Source organism: Pseudomonas sp. PD9R, from assembly GCF_019200975.1.
Classification (GTDB): domain Bacteria; phylum Pseudomonadota; class Gammaproteobacteria; order Pseudomonadales; family Pseudomonadaceae; genus Aquipseudomonas.
The window spans coordinates 110188-131023 of record NZ_JAHTMR010000011.1 but is presented as its reverse complement, the minus strand read 5'-3'; the positions used below and the strand labels follow the sequence as shown (position 1 = coordinate 131023).

16 protein-coding genes are annotated in these 20836 nt (G+C 54.2%); 6 read left to right on the top strand and 10 right to left on the bottom strand.

Translation table 11 applies throughout. The features are described 5' to 3' along the window. The first annotated feature begins 85 nt into the window (after positions 1–85). Positions 86–1291, top strand: a complete 1206-nt coding sequence (zigA, locus tag KUF73_RS20820) for a zinc metallochaperone GTPase ZigA (protein ID WP_218439913.1) — start codon at positions 86–88, stop codon at positions 1289–1291. Between the two features lie 21 nt (positions 1292–1312). On the opposite strand, the gene KUF73_RS20815 is transcribed toward zigA, so the two are convergent. Beyond that, the gene (locus tag KUF73_RS20815) at positions 1313–1669 is read right to left on the bottom strand and encodes an NADH:ubiquinone oxidoreductase (RefSeq protein ID WP_218439912.1); all 357 of its coding nucleotides are present in this window, start codon (positions 1667–1669) and stop codon (positions 1313–1315) included. A gap of 26 nt (positions 1670–1695) precedes the next feature. Between KUF73_RS20815 and KUF73_RS20810 the strand changes: the two genes are divergently transcribed. After that, positions 1696–2661 (top strand): GTP-binding protein, encoded by a 966-nt coding sequence (locus tag KUF73_RS20810; protein WP_218439911.1) that lies wholly within the window; start codon positions 1696–1698, stop codon positions 2659–2661. 86 nt (positions 2662–2747) lie between these two features. Here KUF73_RS20810 and KUF73_RS20805 read toward each other — a convergent pair whose 3' ends face one another. After that, on the bottom strand, positions 2748–3161 hold the full coding sequence (locus KUF73_RS20805; RefSeq protein ID WP_218439910.1) for a DUF3301 domain-containing protein: 414 nt from the start codon (positions 3159–3161) through the stop codon (positions 2748–2750). A gap of 120 nt (positions 3162–3281) precedes the next feature. Between KUF73_RS20805 and pdxY the strand changes: the two genes are divergently transcribed. Next, complete coding sequence (gene pdxY, locus KUF73_RS20800; RefSeq protein ID WP_218439909.1) at positions 3282–4154, top strand: pyridoxal kinase PdxY; 873 nt, start codon at positions 3282–3284, stop codon at positions 4152–4154. 90 nt (positions 4155–4244) lie between these two features. On the opposite strand, the gene KUF73_RS20795 is transcribed toward pdxY, so the two are convergent. Then, positions 4245–4727 carry an acyl-CoA thioesterase gene (locus tag KUF73_RS20795; protein ID WP_034149366.1) on the bottom strand — a complete coding sequence of 161 codons (483 nt, stop codon included), beginning with the start codon at positions 4725–4727 and terminating at the stop codon, positions 4245–4247. A gap of 284 nt (positions 4728–5011) precedes the next feature. Here KUF73_RS20795 and KUF73_RS20790 point away from each other — a divergent pair, with 284 nt between their 5' ends. Then, on the top strand, positions 5012–6775 hold the full coding sequence (locus KUF73_RS20790; RefSeq protein ID WP_218439908.1) for a cation:proton antiporter: 1764 nt from the start codon (positions 5012–5014) through the stop codon (positions 6773–6775). Between the two features lie 21 nt (positions 6776–6796). Here KUF73_RS20790 and KUF73_RS20785 read toward each other — a convergent pair whose 3' ends face one another. From KUF73_RS20785 to uvrD, 4 genes are all read right to left on the bottom strand, one after another. Beyond that, entirely contained in the window at positions 6797–7204 is a 408-nt protein-coding gene (locus KUF73_RS20785; RefSeq protein WP_007943369.1) for an SMI1/KNR4 family protein, read from the bottom strand. A 138-nt stretch (positions 7205–7342) separates the two neighbouring features. Further along, complete coding sequence (locus KUF73_RS20780; RefSeq protein ID WP_218439907.1) at positions 7343–8221, bottom strand: Tim44 domain-containing protein; 879 nt, start codon at positions 8219–8221, stop codon at positions 7343–7345. Between the two features lie 179 nt (positions 8222–8400). Next, positions 8401–8841, bottom strand: a complete 441-nt coding sequence (locus KUF73_RS20775; RefSeq protein ID WP_218439906.1) for an EamA family transporter — start codon at positions 8839–8841, stop codon at positions 8401–8403. 120 nt (positions 8842–8961) lie between these two features. Continuing rightward, positions 8962–11145 (bottom strand): DNA helicase II, encoded by a 2184-nt coding sequence (uvrD, locus tag KUF73_RS20770; RefSeq protein ID WP_218439905.1) that lies wholly within the window; start codon positions 11143–11145, stop codon positions 8962–8964. 259 nt (positions 11146–11404) lie between these two features. On the opposite strand from uvrD, the gene KUF73_RS20765 reads away from it, so the two are divergent. Continuing rightward, entirely contained in the window at positions 11405–14275 is a 2871-nt protein-coding gene (locus KUF73_RS20765; RefSeq protein ID WP_218439904.1) for an EAL domain-containing protein, read from the top strand. A 69-nt stretch (positions 14276–14344) separates the two neighbouring features. Here KUF73_RS20765 and KUF73_RS20760 read toward each other — a convergent pair whose 3' ends face one another. The 3 genes from KUF73_RS20760 to KUF73_RS20750 all read right to left on the bottom strand — a co-directional run bounded on the left by KUF73_RS20760 (position 14345) and on the right by KUF73_RS20750 (position 19533). Then, positions 14345–14659, bottom strand: coding sequence for a hypothetical protein (locus KUF73_RS20760; protein WP_218439903.1), 315 nt, complete (start codon positions 14657–14659; stop codon positions 14345–14347). A gap of 646 nt (positions 14660–15305) precedes the next feature. Further along, on the bottom strand, positions 15306–17996 hold the full coding sequence (locus KUF73_RS20755) for an RHS repeat-associated core domain-containing protein (protein WP_218439902.1): 2691 nt from the start codon (positions 17994–17996) through the stop codon (positions 15306–15308). After that, entirely contained in the window at positions 17977–19533 is a 1557-nt protein-coding gene (locus KUF73_RS20750; RefSeq protein WP_218439901.1) for a DUF6531 domain-containing protein, read from the bottom strand. Before KUF73_RS20750 ends, KUF73_RS20755 begins: the two co-directional genes overlap by 20 nt. Before the next feature lie 422 nt (positions 19534–19955). Here KUF73_RS20750 and hexR point away from each other — a divergent pair, with 422 nt between their 5' ends. Then, positions 19956–20822 carry a transcriptional regulator HexR gene (hexR, locus tag KUF73_RS20745; RefSeq protein ID WP_218439900.1) on the top strand — a complete coding sequence of 289 codons (867 nt, stop codon included), beginning with the start codon at positions 19956–19958 and terminating at the stop codon, positions 20820–20822. Positions 20823–20836: the final 14 nt, after the last annotated feature.

Below are 20836 nucleotides of genomic sequence, written 5' to 3'. Positions count from 1 at the left end.
GTGTTATGGTGTAACACTATGGTTATAACATAACACTAAATCAAGCCCGACGATTTGCTCGGGCACGAGCTCTGAGGTTTACCTGATGTTCAATCGTCTTCCTGTGACTGTCCTGTCGGGCTTTCTTGGTGCCGGAAAAAGTACACTTCTCAATTACGTACTACGTAATCGCGAAAGTCTGCGCGTCGCCGTGATCGTCAACGACATGAGCGAAATCAATATCGATGGGAGTGAAGTACAGCGCGATGTCCGCCTCAATCGTGCTGAAGAAAAACTCGTGGAAATGAGCAACGGCTGCATCTGCTGCACCCTGCGTGAAGATTTACTGGAGGAGGTAAGCAAGCTCGCCAGAGAGGGTCGCTTTGACTACTTGTTGATCGAGTCCACGGGCATTTCCGAACCGCTGCCCGTCGCGGAAACCTTTACGTTCCGCGATGAAAATGGCCAAAGCCTCAACGACGTCGCACGGCTCGACACAATGGTCACCGTGGTCGATGGTGTGAACTTCCTGCTCGACTATCAGGCCGCCGAAAGCCTCGCTTCCCGTGGCGAAACGCTGGGCGATGAAGATGAGCGCTCGATCACCGAATTGCTGATTGAGCAGATCGAATTCGCCGACGTCATCCTCATCAGCAAGATCGACTTGATCAGCAGCCAGGAACGCGAGGAACTGATCGCGATCCTCGAACGGCTCAACACCGAGGCGCAAATCATCCCGATGGTGATGGGTGAAGTGCCGCTGAAAAACATCCTCAACACCGGCCGCTTCAATTTTGAAAAAGCCGCCCAGGCGCCAGGCTGGTTGCAGGAGTTGCGTGGCGAACACGTGCCGGAAACCGACGAATACGGCATCGCCTCCACCGCTTACCGCGCACGCCGGCCTTTCCACCCACAGCGCTTCTTCAACTTCATCGATGGTCCGTGGGTGAATGGCAAATTGCTGCGCTCCAAGGGCTTTTTCTGGCTGGCGAGCAAACACATGGACGCCGGTAGCTGGTCCCAGGCGGGTGGTTTGATGCGTTACGGTTTTGCCGGGCGCTGGTGGCGTTTTGTGCCGAAGAACCAATGGCCGCAGGACGAAGAAAGCACTGCCGGCATCATGCAGAACTGGAGCGCTGAAACGGGCGATTGCCGGCAAGAGCTGGTGTTCATTGGTCAGAACATCGACTTCGCGCAACTCACCCGCGAGCTCGACGAATGCCTGCTGAGCGATGACGAAATGGCCATGGGCGTGGAGTGCTGGCGACTGCTGCCGGACCCGTTCGGGCCTTGGTATGAGGAGGTGGCCTGATACCGTTGACTGGCCCGTGCATCAAGGCTTGAGCCAGGTTCCCTGGCTCTGGGCTTCGCAAAACGGCTTCAAATAGGCGGCGTCCGTGACTACGCCGTAATAGTGAATATCCTGCCGGTAAGGCATATTGGCGACTTGAGCGTTGCTGCACACTCCGAACGCGCCGCCAGGGCATTGGTCGACGTATTGCACCTCGACCTTCTGCCCAGCCAGATTCGGCTGGCAGAAGCCGTCGGCGAACAGCTTTTCCGGGATGTTGCGGTTCTGCTGGCAGACTTTCACATCGAGCCGCTCAGCCGTACTGTGCACGACGCAGGCCTGGGCAAATACCTCGCCGCACGCCAGTGTCAGAAGCAACGACAATCCCATCAACCGCATCCTTACCTCCTCAGAAAACCTCGATCATGCTGCAGAACATACCCACCCATGTCATCGCCGGGCCACTGGGTGCCGGCAAGACCAGCCTGATCAAGCACCTGCTGGCGCAACGCCCGGCCGGTGAACGCTGGGCGGTGTTGATCAACGAGTTCGGCCAGATCGGCCTCGACGCCGCACTGCTGACCCAGGATGCCGATGGTATCGCACTGGGCGAAGTGGCCGGGGGCTGTTTGTGTTGCGTCAACGGTGCACCGTTTCAGATCGGCCTCGGTCGTTTGCTGCGCAAGGCACGGCCGGATCGTCTGTTTATCGAGCCGTCCGGGCTGGGGCATCCGGCGCAATTGCTCAGGCAGCTGAATGAGGCGCCGTGGCAAGGCGTGCTAAGCGTTCAACCCTGTGTGTTGGTGTTGGATGCCCTGGCGCTTGCCAGCGGAAAACCGCTGCCTGCAGCGCAACAGGAGGCGCTGATCAGTGCCGGCTTATTGTTGATGAACAAGTCCGAAGGACTCGACGATGTTGCTCGCCAGCGAATTGTTGCGCGATTGCCGGTGCGGCCGCTGTACTGGACGCAACAAGCAGTTCTGCCATTGAGCGAGTTGCCGGGTTTGATAGCTCGGGCCGTTGCGGGTGTGGATAACTTTGTGATGCCCAAGGGCTTGGCGCAGATTCCAGCGATCTGGAGCGATCCGGCGCTGCCGATTTGTTTGAGTCAGGAGCAGGAGGGCGGTTGGAGTATCGGCTGGCGCTGGCACCCAAGTCAGACCTTCGATGTGGCCCTTGTCCAGCGGTGGCTTGAAAGCCTTGTCTGGCGGCGTTCGAAGCTGGTTATCCACAGCGCCGGGGGGTGGGTTTCAACGAATGCGCTGGATAACGCGGAGTTGATCTGGCAGGCCAGCGAATGGCGGCAGGATTCGCGGATCGAGCTGATTTTCAGTGCGCCGCAGGACGTTGATGCGCTGCAAAGAGATCTGACCAGTTGTATGTTGGGCTGAAGAGTAAAAGATCGCAGCCTTCAGCAGCTCCTACAGTGGGATTACGATCCAAATGTAGGAGCTGCCGAAGGCTGCGATCTTTAAATTTATGGACGCCACTTGTTGTGCTCTTGCCGCCAATGGCTCAACTCGATTATCTCGGCGCTGGGCTTCACCACATCGACTACCGTTGGGGTATCGTCGAACGGCACCGGGTAGGGTGCCAGTTCGATCTGCGCACTGTGTGCGCCGAATTGGGTGATGGTGCCGTTGTGGCGCGATTCGCCAGTGACGGTAAATTCGAAGTTATACACACGAGCCAGGCGCCGCCGACCTCGGCCGTCTTTGATGAAGGCGATCTTTTTCAGCGCCACGTTGCCATCCAGCAACTCGATTCCGAGATTGCTGCAATGCTGTTTGACCCGCTCCAGCGCACGCTCGCGCAAGCCGTGGTTGTGCCACAGCCATGCGCCAGCGGTAGCGAACAGCATTAGCACGAAAATATTTCCAAGGGTCAGCATCAACAGGGTGCTCCAACAAGATAGTGTCAGCTTAACTGCGTCGCCGGTCTGTCGTACAGGCTGCGTTTAGTCGCATACTGCGCGGCTCGAATTTCAATCGTTTTACGGAAAACTCACCGCATGAAACGTACGCCCCATCTGCTCGCTATCCAGTCCCACGTGGTGTTCGGTCACGCGGGCAACAGTGCCGCGGTTTTCCCGATGCAGCGGGTCGGGGTGAATGTCTGGCCGCTCAATACGGTGCAGTTCTCCAACCACACCCAGTACGGCCAATGGACCGGCGAGGTGCTGGCGCCACACCAGATTCCCGACCTGGTCGAAGGCATTGCAGCGATTGGCGAATTGGGCAATTGCGATGCGGTGTTGTCGGGTTATCTCGGCAGTGCGGCCCAAGGGCGGGCGATTTTGACGGGCGTGGCGCGGATCAAGTCGATGAATCCCAAGGCGCTGTACCTGTGTGACCCCGTGATGGGGCATCCGGAGAAAGGTTGCAGCGTGCCGGCGGAAGTCAGCGATTTCCTGCTGGAAGAAGCCGCCGCCGTGGCCGACTTCATGTGCCCGAATCAACTGGAACTCGACAGCTTCTCAGGGCGCAAACCGCAGTCGTTGTTTGATTGCCTGGCAATGGCGCGAGCACTGTTGGCGCGTGGTCCGAAGGCGGTGTTGGTCAAGCATCTGGACTACCCCGGCAAAACACCGGACGTCTTTGAAATGCTGCTGGTGACTGCGCAGGGCAGCTGGCATTTGCAGCGCCCGCTGCTGGCCTTTCCACGCCAGCCGGTGGGCGTTGGCGACCTGACCTCGGGACTGTTTCTGGCTCGTGTGCTCTTGGGCGACAGCTTGGTGGCCGCCTTCGAATTTGCCGCCTCGGCGGTGCATGAGGTGTTGCTGGAAACCCAGGCCTGCGCCAGCTACGAGTTGGAATTGGTGCGGGCGCAAGATCGGATCGCCCATCCGCGGGTGCGGTTTGAAGCGACTTCGATCAGTTTGTAATTATCTGACGGCTGAAAGATCGCAGCCTGCGGCAGCTCCTACAAGGGAATATGTTCTCCTGGAGCTGCCGCAGGTTGCGATCTTTTTCTTTTAAGCGTCGCCCTTGATTTCCTGATAACGCTTTTCCAGTTCCTGACGAATCTGGCGACGCTGCTGCGCTTGCATGAAGCGGCGCTTGTCCTCACTGTTCTGCGGTTGCAGGGGCGGCACGACAGCGGGTTTACGCTGGTCATCCACGGCGACCATGGTGAAGAAGCAGCTATTGGTATGACGCACCGAGCGCTCTCGGATGTTCTCGGTCACTACCTTGATGCCCACCTCCATGGAGGTGTTGCCGGTGTAGTTGACCGAAGCAAGAAAGGTCACCAGTTCACCGACATGGATCGGCTCACGGAAAATTACCTGGTCCACCGACAGGGTCACCACATACCGACCGGCATAGCGGCTGGCGCAAGCGTAGGCAACTTCGTCGAGGTACTTGAGCAGGGTCCCGCCGTGAACATTGCCAGAGAAATTGGCCATGTCGGGGGTCATCAATACCGTCATCGACAGCTGGGCGTTTCCGGGTTCCATAGCGTTCTCACGGATCAAGGCAAGGTTTGAGGGACACACCTCTGCGGGTGCCTGCGCGGTTTTTTCAAACCACAGTTATCGGGACGCCGGACGGGTAGTCGCCGTCACGCCGGATCGATCTGTTTCCATATATTGCACCGCCTTTCTGCCGGAAGTCGCGGTGTTACCCTTCAAAAGCCCACCTCAAGGGCAATTCCTACGCGGAAAGCGGATTTTTTACTCTGCTCGATCAGACCTTTCCCGCGTCTGGCGATCGAGCAATGTCAGCCAAGGAGCCCCACACCATGCATGCCATCAGTTTTATTCAGGATTTGGCAGTGATCATGTTGGTCGCAGGTGTGGTGACCGTGCTTTTTCACCGTCTCAAACAGCCGGTGGTTCTGGGCTATATCGTTGCCGGCTTCATCATCGGCCCGCATACCCCGCCGTTTGGCCTGATCCACGACGAAGACACCATCAAAACCCTGGCTGAGCTAGGAGTGATTTTCTTGATGTTCTGCCTGGGTCTGGAATTCAGCCTGCGCAAGTTGTTCAAGGTCGGCGCCACGGCATTTATCGCGGCGTTCCTGGAAATCGTGCTGATGATCTGGATCGGCTACGAAATCGGCCAGTGGTTTGCCTGGAACACCATGGACTCGCTGTTCCTCGGCGCGATCCTGGCGATTTCCTCGACCACCATCATCGTCAAGGCACTCAACGATCTGAAGATGAAAAACCAGCGCTTCGCGCAGCTGATTTTTGGGGTGTTGATCGTCGAAGATATCCTGGGCATCGGGATTATTGCCTTGCTGTCGAGCATCGCCGTCAGCGGTACGGTCAGTTCAGGCGAAGTGTTTTCCACGGTCGGCAAGCTTTCGCTATTCATGATCGTCGCGCTGGTGGTTGGCATCTTGCTGGTACCGCGCTTGCTGGCCTACGTGGCCAAATTCGACAGCAACGAAATGCTGCTGATCACCGTGCTGGGCCTGTGTTTCGGCTTCTGCTTGCTGGTGGTCAAACTCGAATACAGCATGGTCTTGGGAGCGTTCCTGATTGGCGCGATCATGGCCGAATCCCGCCAATTGCTGAAAATTGAACGCTTGATCGAACCCGTTCGCGATTTGTTCAGTGCGATTTTTTTCGTTGCCATCGGCTTGATGCTAGACCCCATGATCCTGCTGCAATACGCCTGGCCCATCGCGGTGATTACGGTTGCCGTGGTGCTCGGCAAGATGCTGTCCTGCGGCCTCGGAGCCTTTATCGCTGGCAACGACGGACGTACCTCACTACGCGTCGGGATGGGTCTGTCGCAGATTGGCGAATTCTCTTTCATCATCGCCGCGCTGGGCATGACCCTGCAGGTCACCAGTAACTTCCTGTATCCGGTGGCGGTGGCAGTGTCGGTGATCACCACGTTGCTGACGCCCTATCTGATCCGTGCGGCAGATCCGCTGTCGATCAAGCTGGCCGCCGTGATGCCGCAGCGGCTCGGGCGCGTGTTGGGCATGTATGGCGAATGGCTGCGCAGTATCCAGCCTCAGGGCGAAGGTGCTTTGCTGGCGTCGATGATTCGAAGGATTTTGCTGCAGGTGGGGGTCAACCTGGCGTTGGTGATCGCGATCTTCTTCTCGGGCGCGTTCTTCGCCGAACGCGTGTCCGCTTACCTGCAAGACTGGATCAGTGACCCGAGCTGGCAGAAAGCGTTGATCTGGGGTGTGGCGTTGCTGTTGTCGCTGCCATTCCTGATTGCCGCCTATCGCAAGCTCAAAGCGCTGTCGATGTTGCTGGCGGAAATGGGCGTCAAGCCGGAGATGGCCGGACGCCACACGCAACGCGTGCGCCGGGTGATCGCCGAAGTGATCCCGATCCTCTCGCTGCTGGTGATCTTTTTGCTGTTGGCAGCCTTGTCGGCCAGTATTCTGCCGACCAACAAGTTGCTGGTGCTGATCGCCGTGGTCGCGGCTGCTGTGGCGGCACTGCTGTGGCGCTGGTTTATCCGCGTTCACACGCGGATGCAGGTGGCCTTGCTGGATACCCTGGACAACCACAATGATTCGTCGGGGCATTAATCCGATGGGGCGTTTGCTGACTCAGCTTTCCAGCCAGACGTCCCGCGCCCAGTGCCACACCGATTCCCAGGTTTCTTCGGCGATCAGTTCTTCTTCGGCCTGCCACAGCACCACGGTGCCGTCCTCTTCGACGAGGTAGTAGTCATCACCGTCCTGGCAGATCGGGATCATGCTGCGATCCACGCCGGCGTCCCAGGCGTTAGCGGCAACGTCGGGCAGGTAGGTGTGGGATTGCGGGTCGGTGACGGTCACCGGCTCCAGGCTGCCGTAGACCACGTCGCTGACGGTCAGCAAAAACTCTCTGAAGACGAATGGAATGTCGATGAACAGCTGTTCTTCGATTTCCACGATCTGATCTTCGTCAGGCAACTCCAAGGGGACCGGTACCGGCTCGTTGGCTTCACGCAGTTGTTCGATGATTTCTTCCACGTCCGGGATCCTCTTGCTTGTATGGCGCGGTTTATATGGGGCGGTTTATACAGTAGCTCGCTATAGATGCAACCGCGAAATAGAAAACCCCGGACAAGTCCGGGGTTTTTATTACAGCACGTTAAGCGTGGAGGGTATTCAGCCGTTCTGGCGGATACCGGCTACGAGCCAAGGCTGGTTTTCACCCTGCGCACGTTCCATGTTCCAGCTTTCGCTGAAGACCTCGCCCTGGTCGAAACGCGAGGTTTTCGACAAACCGTTGAAGGTCAGGGTGGCGATGGTCTTGTCGGCGCGATCATCCACACCGTCCAGCTGCACATTGAGGTTATCAATATAGGTGGACTGGAAGCCGTCGCCCAGATCGGCACGTTCGCGCTTCAGGAACTCCAGCATTTGCGGAGTCACGAACTCGGCGATCTTGTCCATTTCGTTGGCGTCCCAGTGTTGCTGCAGGGACTGGAAGTGGCTGCGGGCCGCTTCGACGAAGCTCGCCTCGTTGAACCAGGCCGGTGCATTGATGACCGGACGGGCAGCTGCGGGGGCCGCCGAACCGCCGAAAATCGAACCGGCAGCAGGCTTCTGTTCGAACACTTCACGCTGCATGGGTGCGTGGCCTGCCGGAGCCATGTGCTCCTGTTGCTTGCGACGACGAGCGGCGATGAAGCGGAAGATCAGGAATGCGATAACCGCCATGATCAGAATGTCGAAGATCTGCATGCCCTGGAATCCGCCGCCCATGAACATGGAGGCCAGCAGGCCACCGGCAGCGATACCGGCCAGAGGGCCGAGCCAGCGCGAAGCGCCGCCGGCCTTGGCAGCGGCGCCAGCGGCACCTGCAGCACCAGCAGTCGCCGCAGCGCCGCCCATGCCAGGAGAAGAAGGTGCCATTTGGCTGGTTTGGTGAGTCGGCGCAGCGCCGGCGCTTTTGCCACCACCAAAGCGCTTGGCGGCATTGACGTCGAGACTCATCGTCAGGCCAATGCACAACGCCATGGCGATGCTAAGAAAACGTTTCATAAAGGGAATTCCCGTTTGTGGAGAGCACGCGCGCCATGTTGCACAGCTGAAGTGTTACTGGCTAGCGGCAGAGTGTTTCGGGCTTTTGCCTGACAGGTCGGGTTCAGCTTCGGTCAGCGCAATAAGGCCTGTTAACTTTGGTCTGTCAGATGAGTGGATAAGTTTTGTAGGAGGAATGCTTAGCGCCGCAGCACTAGCATGATCACCCCGCCCGTGATCAGTCCGATTCCACCCCATTGGCGTAGATCAAGCTTTTCGCCTAATAGGACCACGCCGAGTATGGCCACCAGCACTACGCTGAGTTTGTCCACTGGAGCAACCAGTGAGGCCGGGCCGACTTTGAGTGCGCGGAAGTAGCAAATCCATGATGCGCCGGTAGCCAGACCCGACAACAGAAGGAACAGGTAGCTCTTGGCAGTGATCGATCCTAAAGACTGATATTGGCCCGTGGCGTACAAAATCAAGGCCAGGCTGACCAGAACCACGACGGTGCGAAGCAGTGTGGCGAAATCGGAATTGACGTTTTCGATGCCGATCTTTGCAAAGATGGCGGTCATCGCCGCAAATGCCGCAGACAACAGGGCCCAAAATGTCCAGGAGGAAAAAAAGCCTGAGCCCATGATGTTGTCGCCTTTTTGAAAGCAGGGTGGACCTGGAAAAAGATCGCAGCCTTCGCCAGCTCCTATAGGTATACGCAAATTCCATGTAGGAGCTGGCGAAGCCAACGATCTTGTCAGCCTTTAAATAGCTTCCAGCTTCGCATACCCCAGCATCAGCCATTTGCTGCCTTCACTGAAGTTCACCTGAACCCGGGCCTGCGCGCCGGCGCCTTCGAAGTTCAAGATCACACCGTCGCCGAACACCGAATGCCGCACAGTTTGGCCCAGACTGAAGCCGGTTTCCGGAATCGCGCTGCCGCTGAACAGGCTGCTGCCACTCATCGTCTGGTTGCCACCAAACGGACGACTGACACTATTGGAAAGCCGCACTTCCTGAATCAGGCCTTTCGGCACTTCGCGTACGAAGCGTGAGACTTTATTGTAGGTTTCGCTGCCGTACAGGCGTCGGGTTTCAGCATAGGTCATCACCAGGTTCTGCATGGCCCGGGTGATGCCGACATAAGCCAGTCGACGTTCTTCTTCCAGACGACCTGGCTCTTCCAGACTCATCTTGTGCGGGAACAAGCCTTCTTCCATGCCCACCAGGAACACGTAAGGGAATTCCAGGCCTTTGGCGCTGTGCAGCGTCATCAACTGAATGCTGTCTTCATGCTCGTCGGCCTGAGTATCCCCGGCCTCCAGCGAAGCGTGACCGAGGAACGCCGCCAATGGCGTCAGGTCTTCATCTTCTTCGCTGTTTTCGAAGTTGCGCGCGGCGCTGACCAATTCCTCAAGGTTTTCCACCCGGGCCTGGCCTTTCTCGCCTTTTTCCGCTTCGTGGTAGGCGATCAGCCCCGACTGCTCGATGACAGTCTGGGTCATCAAGTGCAGCGGCATCTCCATGCACTTGGCGGCGAGGTTTTCGATCAGCTCGACAAACGCGCCCAAAGCACCCGCCGCGCGGCCGGTAAGACCCTTGTTAGCCACTAATTGGCGCATTGCTTCCCACATCGAAACGTCGCTGTGGCGTGCGTGGTCGCGAATGGCTTCGACGGTTTTCTCGCCGATCCCGCGCGCCGGCACGTTGATCACACGCTCCAGCGCGGCATCGTTGCCGCGTCCTTCGAGCAAACGCAGGTAGGCCATGGCGTTCTTGATTTCAGCCCGCTCGAAGAAGCGCTGGCCACCGTAGATACGGTACGGAATGCGCTCGCGCAGCAACGCTTCTTCCAACACGCGCGATTGGGCGTTGGAGCGGTACAAAATGGCGATATCACTGCGAGCGAGGCCGGTTTTCAGCGCGCTTTCGATGGTTTCGACAACATAGCGAGCTTCATCGTGCTCGTTGAACGCCGCGTACAAATTGATCGCTTCGCCTTCGCCGCCGTCGGTCCACAGTTCTTTGCCCAGGCGCCCGGTGTTATTGGCGATCAGGGCGTTGGCCGCCTTCAGGATGCCGGCTGTGGAGCGGTAGTTCTGCTCCAGACGAATGGTCTCGGCGTCCGGGAAGTCTTCGGAGTACTGATAAATGTTTTCGATTTTTGCGCCACGCCAGCCGTAAATCGACTGATCGTCATCGCCGACCACCATCAGGCTGTCACCACCCTTGGCCAGCAAACGCAACCAGGCGTATTGAACGGCGTTGGTGTCCTGGAACTCGTCCACCAGAATGTGCCGGAAGCGCTTCTGATAGTGCGCCAGCAAACCGGGGTGATCGCGCCACAGGTCGAGGGCACGCAACAGCAATTCGGAGAAATCGATGACGCCGGCACGCAGGCAAGCCGCTTCGTAGGCCTCATAAATACTGCGCATGGTCGCCAGGAACAGGTCGCCGCTGGCTTGAATGTGTTGCGGGCGCAGACCTTCGTCTTTCTGCCCATTGATGAACCATTGGGCCTGACGGGCCGGCCAGCGTTGCTCGTCCAGGCCGAGTTCGCGGATCACCCGCTTGACCAGCCGTTGCTGGTCGTCGCTGTCTAGAATCTGGAAAGTCTGGCTCAGCCCGGCTTCCTGCCAGTGCGCCCGCAGCAAGCGGTGCGCGAGGCCGTGGAAGGTGCCGACCCACATACCGGCAGGATTGATACCCATCAGCTGCTCGATGCGATGGCGCATCTCGGCGGCAGCCTTGTTGGTGAAGGTCACCGACAGGATGGAGTGGGGCGAGGCGTTTTCGACCTGGATCAACCAGGCGATACGGTGCACCAGCACTCGGGTTTTACCGGAACCAGCACCGGCCAGGACCAACTGACGACCCACGCGGGCTGCTACAGCCTGGCGTTGGGCATCGTTGAGGGAGTTCAGCAGAAGGGAGAGATCATCGCGCATCGGGGCATTCTAGGGGGCGGCGTCACACCGGGCAAACCCCGCTTTGCATTAGCCGATGAAAGATGCGCGAGGGACGACCGGTCAGTCATTGGCTACAGGCATTGCCCGGTCTCGTCCAGTGGCTTTTGCTCTCCCGCCGGATGGTCGTAATTTTGACCGTTTTTTGACCTGTAGCAGTTTGGTCCGGGCATTGGCTTGTGTATGCTCCGTGCACGTTTCGGGCCCCATGTCCGTCATTATAAGAACAAGAATATTGCCTATGACCTTCAGCATTGACCTGTCGGGCCCTACTGTGGAGCCCCGGGTTATCCGTAAACAATACGCCATGGAAATGGTGGTTGAACGCACGCGTCTGCTGTATCAGGGCTCCTTGCTGCCCACGCTGTTCATGTTGATCAACGGTCTGGTCTGCGCCGGGTTGCTGTGGAGTCCGCAACGCTACTTCCTGGTCAGCGTGTGGCTGGTGTGGTTGTTGTCGCTGGTAGCCTTGCGGGTCATTCAGGTCGCTGCCTTCGATTCGGCGATTCCCAACCGTCAAGCCCATCCGATATGGGGGCGCATGTTTTTGCTGGGCTCCGGGCTCACCGGCCTGACCCTGGCGGGTGCTGGCATTGCGTTGGTTCCCGCCGACAATTTCATCCAGCAAGCCTGGGTTTTTGGCCTGATTGGCGCCGCGGCGCTCTCGGCCAGCGTGGCCTACGCGGTCAGCCTCCCTGCGTTCCTGTCGTTCACCTTGCCCTGTCTGTTACCGGCGATTGCCTATCTGTTCTGGGGTGGTGACGAGCAAGAGCACGGCTGGGGCTGGTTTGGCCTGATTCTGCTGGGTGCGTTGAGCGTGGTTGCCTGGCAGGTCAATCGACTGATTGATCGCGGCATGTTGCGACGCTTTCAGAACCAGGCATTGATCGAGCATTTGCAGCAGGCGCAAAACTGCAGCGACCAACTCAATCAGAAACTCGCCAAAGAGATTGAGCAGCGCCGTCGCGCCGAAGATGAGTTGCGTGAAATTCAGGTCGATCTGGAAAGTCGCGTCGCCCAACGCAGCCTGGAACTGGACGCGGCCAATCAGGCACTGAGCAAGAGTGAGGCACGTCTGGCGCTGGCGTTGAAAGCCAGTGAGCTGGGGTTGTGGGACTGGAATCTGCAAACCGACGAAGTCCATCACACGCAAATTCAGGAGTTGTTCGGCCTGGAGCCGGAATACGTCACGGCGATGCTGCGCCATCTTAAGCCACGCCTGCATCCCGATGACCTTCCTGCGCTGAGGCGGGCACTGGTCGAGCATTTGAAGGGCCGCAGCGAGGATTACCAGATTGAATACCGCGTACGGCACGGCGATGGCCATTGGGTCTGGATCGAAGACCGTGGTCGCGCGGTGGAGCGCGCCGAAAACGGCCGGGTGATTCGCATGGTCGGCACCCGCCGCGACATCAGCGCCAGCAAGGTCCTGGAAGAACAGCAACAACTGGCGGCGACGGTGTTCGAGGCCGCCAGCGAAGGCATTGTGATTTTCGACCCCAACTACGCCTTGATCGCCGCCAATCAGGCTTTTAGCCGCGTGACGGGCTATGAGATTGGCGACATGCTCGGGCGTAACGTTGTTGAGTTGCCTTGCAGCCGCGATGCGCGCCGACACTACGGGGCGATTCACCAGGCATTGGAACAGTTCGGCAGCTGGCAAGGTGAACTGGTGGAAACCCGCAAGAACGGTGAGATGTACCCGCAATGGCTGCAACTGAACGCTGTGCGCGATGTGCGGGGAAATGTAAGCCATATTGTCGGCTTCTTCTCCGATCTCTCGGCCCGGCGTGAATCTGAAGAGCGCATGCGCTACCTGACCCATTACGACGAGCTCACCGGGCTGGCCAATCGCTCGATGTTCCGTGAACGGTTAAGCGAAGCGCATCAGCGTGTACGCCAGGGCGGCTACCGCAGCCTGGCGCTACTGCACATTAATTTGGACCGCTTTAAGCAGCTCAATGACAGCCTGGGCCATGAAGTCGCCGATCAGTTGTTGCAGAAAATGGCCCGGCGGCTGGTCAACGCGTTGCCTGAGGCGGACACCATTGCGCGCTTGTCCGGCGATGAATTCGCCGTACTGTTCAATTCCTACGGCAACCTGTCGAGCCTGGCGCGGGTAGCGACACGCTTGTCGACCAAGTTGCGCGTGCCGGTCACCGTCGAGGGTCATGAACTGGTGGTCAGTGCGTCCATGGGCATCAGCCTGCTGCCGGACAATGCCCGGGAAATTTCCGCGCTGGTCAGCCAGTCGAACATGGCCATGCAACATGCCAAGCATCTGGGCGGGAACAATTTTCAGTTCTACACCGATAGCCTGCAAGCCAGCACGTTGGAGCGTCTGCAATTGGAAAACCAGCTGCGCAAAGCCATTGATGAGAAGCAGCTGAAGGTGTTCTACCAACCGAAACTGTGTCTGGCCACGGGCAAGCTGAATGCCGCCGAGGCGCTTGTGCGCTGGGATCACCCAACCATGGGGCGTGTGCCGCCGGGAGACTTCATCGGCCTGGCCGAGGAAACCGGGCTGATCGGTCCGATCGGCGAGTTCGTGCTCCGTCAGGCCTGCTGGCAAGCCTGTGAGTGGCAGCGTCAGGGGCTTGAACCGATTCGGGTGTCGGTCAACTTGTCGGTGCATCAGTTACGCCAGGGCAAACTGGTCAGCCTGGTGCGCCAGGTGCTGGAAGAAACCGGATTGGCACCGCATTACCTGGAACTGGAACTCACCGAAAGCCAGTTGCTGGACAGTGTCGAGCACATCATCGCGACCTTCCAACAGTTGCGTGATCTGGGGGTGAAGCTGGCGATCGATGATTTCGGCACCGGCTATTCATCCCTGAGCTACCTCAAACGAATTCCGGTGGATTACGTGAAGATCGATCAGTCGTTCATTCGGGGCTTGGGGGAGGGCACTGAAGACGCGGCGATTACCCGGGCAATCATCGCCATGGCGCATGGCCTTTCGTTGAAGGTAGTGGCGGAAGGGGTAGAACGCAGCGAACAGCTCGAATTCCTCAAGGCCGAACGCTGTGATGAGGTGCAGGGTTATCTGGTCAGTCGTCCGGTCGAGGCCGAAGCCCTGGCCGGCTTGCTGCAAACGCAGGCTGCCAGCTGACAAGGAGGCGTCCTGTTCTCGTTTAGGGATCGCGGGACGCCTGAGAAGCCGGAAGCGGTTTGGGTTTAATTAGTGGGTAATCAGCACTTCATCAATATGGTGCAGTAATTTGCCTTGATAAAAAATGCTGACGCCGGTGACGTTGGAATCGCCCGGTAATTTATATTCAACAAACTTTTCGGTTTCGACTTGCAGTGCAACTTCACTGGAAGTTTCCAGTTTGAGCTCCAGACGCAGGTCGAAGGACTTGTCTTGCAGCAAGGTCCTTTCCAGTTTCGGTGTAATACCAGCGTGCGCAACGGTTACCGTGCCATAGGCACGGAATGAAGCGTTGCCTGGCATGCGGTCAATTTGTGCGGTCCAGTGTTTGGTATTCATAGACATAGTATTAACTCCTGTAATTAAGGTTGATTGCATCCCTGCACAAGAAATATACACAACTTTCATAAGTTTAAGGTAAAAAAATTAGATGACCTTGTAACGCAATATATTCCGTTGAGCCGTCTATGAAAATCTTGATATCCACCATCTTATATAGGATTCAAGCTGTTCATTTGACCAGGATATATACTGTCGCCCTTGAAAGTTTGTTAGATGTCTCACGCTTATCAATTTCGAATTTGTCTCTGGATATCTTTTGAATATAGCGTCTGGCGTCTTTGGGAAGTACGAAATGGAGGATAACCTCCCATTGATAAAGCTAAAATGAGCGATTCCTTGATTCGGATCACCGTCCAATCGAAAATTTATTACTTGGAATATTTGTTGATGAAATTCCCCCCTCAGTAATCCGCTACGTGCCTCTGTGTTTTCGAGTAAAACAGGGTTATAACCACCTGCCTGCAGAATCATCCGCACATCATCAACAACGCTGCAGCTATTTATATCACTTACTAACGGTGGCGAGGATTGTTTGCAAACATCTTCAATATCGACCGGGCTGTGGTATCTGACCATGAAAGCGGTAATAATTATGAGTATTGTAATGACCAATGCGAATGTTGTTATTTTTGATATTTTAATGTTGATATTAATAGTATGCACCCTCAGAGCTGGTCTCAGTTATCAATGATCCTTTTTCAAGAAGTGTCATGCAGCTTTTTGGGCAGTTTTCAGGAAAGTTATTGCCTTTAGCTGCACATATGCCTGCCTGGTTGTTCCAGTCGTCCATTGCCCTTTCATGACGATTTTGACCAAAATTGGACACCTCATTTGCCCATCCTGCGACTCGACTGGTCGTTTCACCCCAATTGGATGATGCAATCATGCACGATGCAACGCAGTGCCTGTACGCATCTTGAGGTCCATTATGGCTCCCTGGCAATTTACTTTCTATTGCTTCTTTTTCTGCTTTTGCAGACCATCCGAAAATAGATTCCATACCCAATGGATCAATGTACTTCAGTGGGTTGCCATTTGCATATCCATACGAATTCAAACCGCCCTTAAGACCAATCGGGTCACTCTCAACATAACGTCCCGTTTTCGGATTGTAATTCCTGAAATAATTGTAGTGCAGATCAGTTTCATTATCGTAGTACTGACCAGGAAAACGTAGATTCAACGTCAAGGAACCGGTGGGATTCCCGACACCAAATACGTCGGGCATCCACTCCCATACAAGCTCTTGGACCGCATCCGTTGCAATGCGGGGTGTATTGAGGTGATCAGTGTGGAGATAAAATAGGCTTGTGTTTGAGATCGCTTCTGTTGCATCGTAATCTACGCTAACTCCGCTCAAGGGTATACCTTCAAGCCAAATGTAAAACTGACTCTTAAGCTTTAAACCTTGGCTGTCATACTGTGTCTCTCCCAGAAGTTCGCCATCAAGTCCATAAATAAATGAAATAGAACCTTGAGAAGTGATCTTTTGAGTGCGTTGACCATGTGCGCTGTAGCTGAACTGAGCCAACACTATGCCGTCTATTTTGACGCTGCTTAAACGATTTTCTTCGTTGTATGAAAATTCGCGATTGGCGTTATCTTTGATCAAATTTCCCGCTGCGTCCGTGATCATCTGTTGACCATCTATTTCGATCAAACGATTATCTTTTTCGCCATACTTGTAGGTTGTTGTCACATCGTCTTGAGATTTTTCATTAGCAAGCGCGGTGATAGTTTTTCTTTTACGGTTACCTACTGCGTCATAAGTAAAGGTTTGCTGGTAAATGGCATTTTTCTCTCCTGTCAGTCGATCAAGCGCGTCATAGCTGTAGTTTAGCTCCCCAATAGGGTTGCTTTTAATTTTATTGATATTCCCGATAGGGTCATAGGTGTAGGTGTTACTCCTCTCGGCGACAGTTTGCGACGTCAGCCTGTAATCCAGATCGTAGGTACGCTTAAGTGTGGTTCCATTATTCCACGTTAAGCTTTTGAGTGGACCGAAAGGCATAAATGCAATTTCGCTTAATAAAGTGATCGATTTCTCTGTGTCATTGAGCATTTGCACTTGTTCGACCTGTCCGGCTGCGTCTCGCAAGTAGACGATGCTGAAACCCGTCGGATAGTCGATTCGATTAAGCCGATTGGCATCATCGTATCCATAGCCCAATCGTTCCCGCTGTTTTGCTGATTTCGACGGTGGAGTCTGCAGTTGCGCCGTAAGATTCCCGTGAGCGTCATAGGTGTAACTCAGTTCACCGTTGATATCCTCTACAGACGTCAGACGGCCGATACCGTTGTTGCCTCCAATAGTCGAGTCGTAGCGGAGCCGCGTATTTAGTTCCGGGTTTGCCGGATAATATCGAGCGGTCAAACGATTGAGGGCGTCATAGGTAAAGGACGTGACAATACCCCGCGCGTCCGTCCGCTTTGTCATATTTCCAGCGGCGTCGTAATTATAGGTATTGGTGCCGCTATCAGGGCTTTCCAACATTATCAAATTGCCTATCCCGTCATACTGATACCGAGTGGTACTTCCGCGCGGGTCAATAATTTGCGTGAGGTTATGTTGAGCATCATATTCAAATTTGGTAGCACCGTTCAGTGCGTCAGTATTTTCAACCAATCTATCGAATGAATCATAGGTTCCAGTTTGGCTATGATTAAGGGGATTGGTAAAACTTACTGGATTATTATTCAAATCATATTTTGTGTGGCTTCTTTGGCCTGCGGCTCCAACCAAGTCTATTAAACGACCGAGTTCGTCATAAACATTTCGACTTTGTTTGGTAAGAGTGCCATCACTGTCTCTGAATCGTATCGCCGTACGGTTGCCCATTGCGTCGATATCAAACTCTATTTTTTCTCCACGATTGTTAGTAATGAGAATGAGCCTTCTCGCATCGTCCCAGACATAACTAAGCCAACTATCGTCGCCCCGAACTATCTTGGTAATGTCACCTACAGCGTTATATTCGAATCGAGTTGCGCCAGCAGAAGTATTTATTGAGCTGACCAAACCTTCTGAGGAATACCTTGGTTTTGTAGCAATTCCATTTGGGTCGATAATAATCTGAGGATTGCCAAAATAGTCAAATTTTGAGAGCTTTGTTACGTGTCCCAGTGCGTTGGTCACACGTGTCATATTCCCTTTAGTGTCATATTTGTAATGGGTGATGTCATTTACATCAGTCCTAGGTCCGTCCGAGGATAACATCAGGCCTTTGGCATTATAGGTATAGGACCAGCCCCGCTCAGATGCTTCCAAAGAAGTTGAAAAAATAATGGAGTTATATACCGCAAGCGCTAACGGCCAAGTTTTAGATACCAGTACGTTCATCATCAGATCCTTCTGATTCAGGGGAAATTATAGTTTGACTAAGTTGTCTTCCTTGCGCGTCATAAGTATATTGAATTAGTCGATTTGGCTCTTTGATACGAACAGGGAGGGGTAAGGTTGGATGCCATTCAGTAGTAATAGTCCTGGCGTACGATGTTTCGCTTGCTTCAGTGCGGGAAATTTCTTGGCCACGGCTATTGTATATGTAAGTCGTAATATTGCCTTCATTGTCCTTTTTCGAAGAGCGCAAGCCATTTTTATCGTAACTAAAAGTCGAATTGCTACTGAGGCAGTTAGGAGAGGGTTCTCCATAAATAGATAAAATGCGCTTATTGCCTTGGATAAAGTCAAATGTGTAAGTTGTCTTTTTGCCAAGTGCATTCGTGACAGTGGTAGAACCGTCAACATTGTAGCTGATATGCGTTTTCTCCACGCCGTTTGCATGTTCGCTGGAAATTGCGCGACCTTGAGGATCATAACTCCATGATGCGTAGATTATTCCGCGCTCATCGGTCATAGATGTCAGTAGTTTTCTGTCCTGTAAATCATTGTAAGAATAGGTTTTTTTATAAAATTTATCGGGATAGGTTTTAGTTACTGATATTAGTTGTTGAACTTCGTCGTAGTCATAGTTAATTTGTAGGTTTTGAAATGTGAAGCTCAGAGGTTGATTTTTTGTGTCCTCTCGAAAGCTAATTTTTGTGCCGTAGCTATCGCTGACGGTGATTGCATCGTTAATATGGGTTATTTTTTGTACTACACCAAATTTTTGGATTTCGGTTAGTTCTCCTTGCTCATTAAAGATGTAGTAATGATTCACTGGTGAGCGGTAAATCCAATTTGCAAGTTTTTTTGTTAAGGATTCGATCCTTTGGTTTTCAGATTTATAAGTGTTCTCCGATTTATTAAAAATCGATGTTTTACCATCTACGTTAATAATAGCTATGGTGTCATTGTTAAAAATCATGCGCGTCGCATAATTGTGTATCCATGCGCCATTTTTGCTATTGTAAGTTCTCGAAAATTCGATGCCGAATGCTTTATTCGGTATATTTAATGCTGGGAAATCCCTTTCTCTCTGTATCTTCTGACCTGTAATGAAATTTATCGGATTGCCCACGAAACTTGATGAGCAAACCTCATCAAGCCTTTCGGCTTCACACATTCCGGTCTGCTTGTTAAAAAACTCTGCGGGCCCGCAGGCATCTCCAAATAGATGTATACCACTTATGAGCGCACCAGGATCTGGACCTCCATCCTCCTCGGCTATTTCAATCGGAATATAATCTATTTTGCACAACCATTTCCAATAATAGAATTCATGGGGAGTGACCGGGTGGTATCCCGTAACTGGAATTTCATCATCCTTGATTAGTGTATTATAGTAGTCCTGACAAGCTCTGTCAGGTGAGTTATGTTGAGTTGGTTCATCGCGAAGGCTCCAGGCCTTCCAATTATATCTTTCAGCCATTGAGCTACCGTGTGTCAATAGCAGCAATATTAAAACCAATAATATGAAGCTGTTCTTATTTATCATTCAATCTTCCGTGATTAAATATATATTTGTTCGGGATATGATCTATAAAATTTTTTGTGTAGAAATACTAGAGTTTGAAATATCGTGATTTATATTCAGTTTTGTTTTAATGTAGATTTAATGTTTGGTTCGATAGCACTTTAATATGACCTTGCGCGATGGCCACATTCTCACGATCTTGAAGGTATGTAATTTTAACCCGAAAACGCATCAATATAGAGACCTGCCTCTTCACGCTCTCTGATCTGGGATGCTTGTCCACATGTGGAGCGGTGCGGCTACTACCTAAATCGCAAGGGGTCAAAACACGAGGCGTTACGCAAATCAGGTGACGCATTGAGCAGGCAAAAAGCCGATTCATGTAGTATAACTACAAGCGTGCTACATCCCCGGCACCTGCCAATAACAAAGAGTCCAGCCCTTTGAATCTGCTGCAACACATCGCCCAGTCTCGCCACCTGTTACGCAAGTCGGAGCTCAAGGTCGCCGACCACGTGCTGCTTGATCCTGCGGCCGTGATGCACAGTTCCATGGCCGACCTGGCCCACAACGTGGGCATCAGTGAACCGACCATCGTGCGTTTTTGCCGTGCCATCGGTTGTTCCGGGTTTCAGGACCTGAAGCTGAAGCTTGCCCAAAGCCTCGCGGCGGGCGCGAGTTTTGGACAGTTCGCGATCCATGAAGACGATTCGGTCGCCGATTACAGCCTGAAAATCTTCGACACCACCCTGCACACGCTGATGGAGGTTCGCGAGAAGCTCGATCCGTTGGAGTTGCAACGGGCGGTGACGCTAATGTCCCAGGCTCAGCGTGTCGAGTTTTATGGCTTCGGTGCCTCGGGCGCAGTAGCGGCTGATGCGCAGCACAAGTTCTTCCGTTTGCTGCTCACCGCGGCGGCGTATTCCGACCCGCACATGCAAGCGATGTCGGCGGTCACCCTGAAACCGACCGATGTAGCGATCTGCATTTCCCAGTCCGGGCGTTCGAAGGACCTGCTGATCACCGCCAACCTGGTGCGTGAAAGCGGCGCGTCGTTGATTACGTTGTGCCCGAGCCAGACACCATTGGCCGAGTTGTCGACCGTCAACCTGGCGATTGATGTACACGAAGACACTGAAATCTATACGCCGCTGACCTCGCGTATCGCTCACCTGGTGGTGATCGATGTGCTGGCGATGGGTGTGGCAATGGCGCGTGGCCCGAGCCTGGTCAACCACCTCAAGAGCGTCAAGCGCAGCCTTCGCAGCTTGCGGTTGTCGCCCAAGTCGGTGAAAGCGCTGGACGACTAAAATCAAAAGATCGC

Bases quoted from the DNA above. Each gene is read 5' to 3' on its own strand.
- zigA (WP_218439913.1), top strand. From the start codon at position 86: ATGTTCAATCGTCTTCCTGTGACTGTCCTGTCGGGCTTTCTTGGTGCC.
- KUF73_RS20815 (WP_218439912.1), bottom strand. From the start codon at position 1,669: ATGCGGTTGATGGGATTGTCGTTGCTTCTGACACTGGCGTGCGGCGAG.
- KUF73_RS20810 (WP_218439911.1), top strand. From the start codon at position 1,696: ATGCTGCAGAACATACCCACCCATGTCATCGCCGGGCCACTGGGTGCC.
- KUF73_RS20805 (WP_218439910.1), bottom strand. From the start codon at position 3,161: ATGCTGACCCTTGGAAATATTTTCGTGCTAATGCTGTTCGCTACCGCT.
- pdxY (WP_218439909.1), top strand. From the start codon at position 3,282: ATGAAACGTACGCCCCATCTGCTCGCTATCCAGTCCCACGTGGTGTTC.
- KUF73_RS20795 (WP_034149366.1), bottom strand. From the start codon at position 4,727: ATGGAACCCGGAAACGCCCAGCTGTCGATGACGGTATTGATGACCCCC.
- KUF73_RS20790 (WP_218439908.1), top strand. From the start codon at position 5,012: ATGCATGCCATCAGTTTTATTCAGGATTTGGCAGTGATCATGTTGGTC.
- KUF73_RS20780 (WP_218439907.1), bottom strand. From the start codon at position 8,221: ATGAAACGTTTTCTTAGCATCGCCATGGCGTTGTGCATTGGCCTGACG.
- KUF73_RS20775 (WP_218439906.1), bottom strand. From the start codon at position 8,841: ATGGGCTCAGGCTTTTTTTCCTCCTGGACATTTTGGGCCCTGTTGTCT.
- uvrD (WP_218439905.1), bottom strand. From the start codon at position 11,145: ATGCGCGATGATCTCTCCCTTCTGCTGAACTCCCTCAACGATGCCCAA.
- KUF73_RS20765 (WP_218439904.1), top strand. From the start codon at position 11,405: ATGACCTTCAGCATTGACCTGTCGGGCCCTACTGTGGAGCCCCGGGTT.
- KUF73_RS20760 (WP_218439903.1), bottom strand. From the start codon at position 14,659: ATGTCTATGAATACCAAACACTGGACCGCACAAATTGACCGCATGCCA.
- KUF73_RS20755 (WP_218439902.1), bottom strand. From the start codon at position 17,996: ATGAACGTACTGGTATCTAAAACTTGGCCGTTAGCGCTTGCGGTATAT.
- KUF73_RS20750 (WP_218439901.1), bottom strand. From the start codon at position 19,533: ATGATAAATAAGAACAGCTTCATATTATTGGTTTTAATATTGCTGCTA.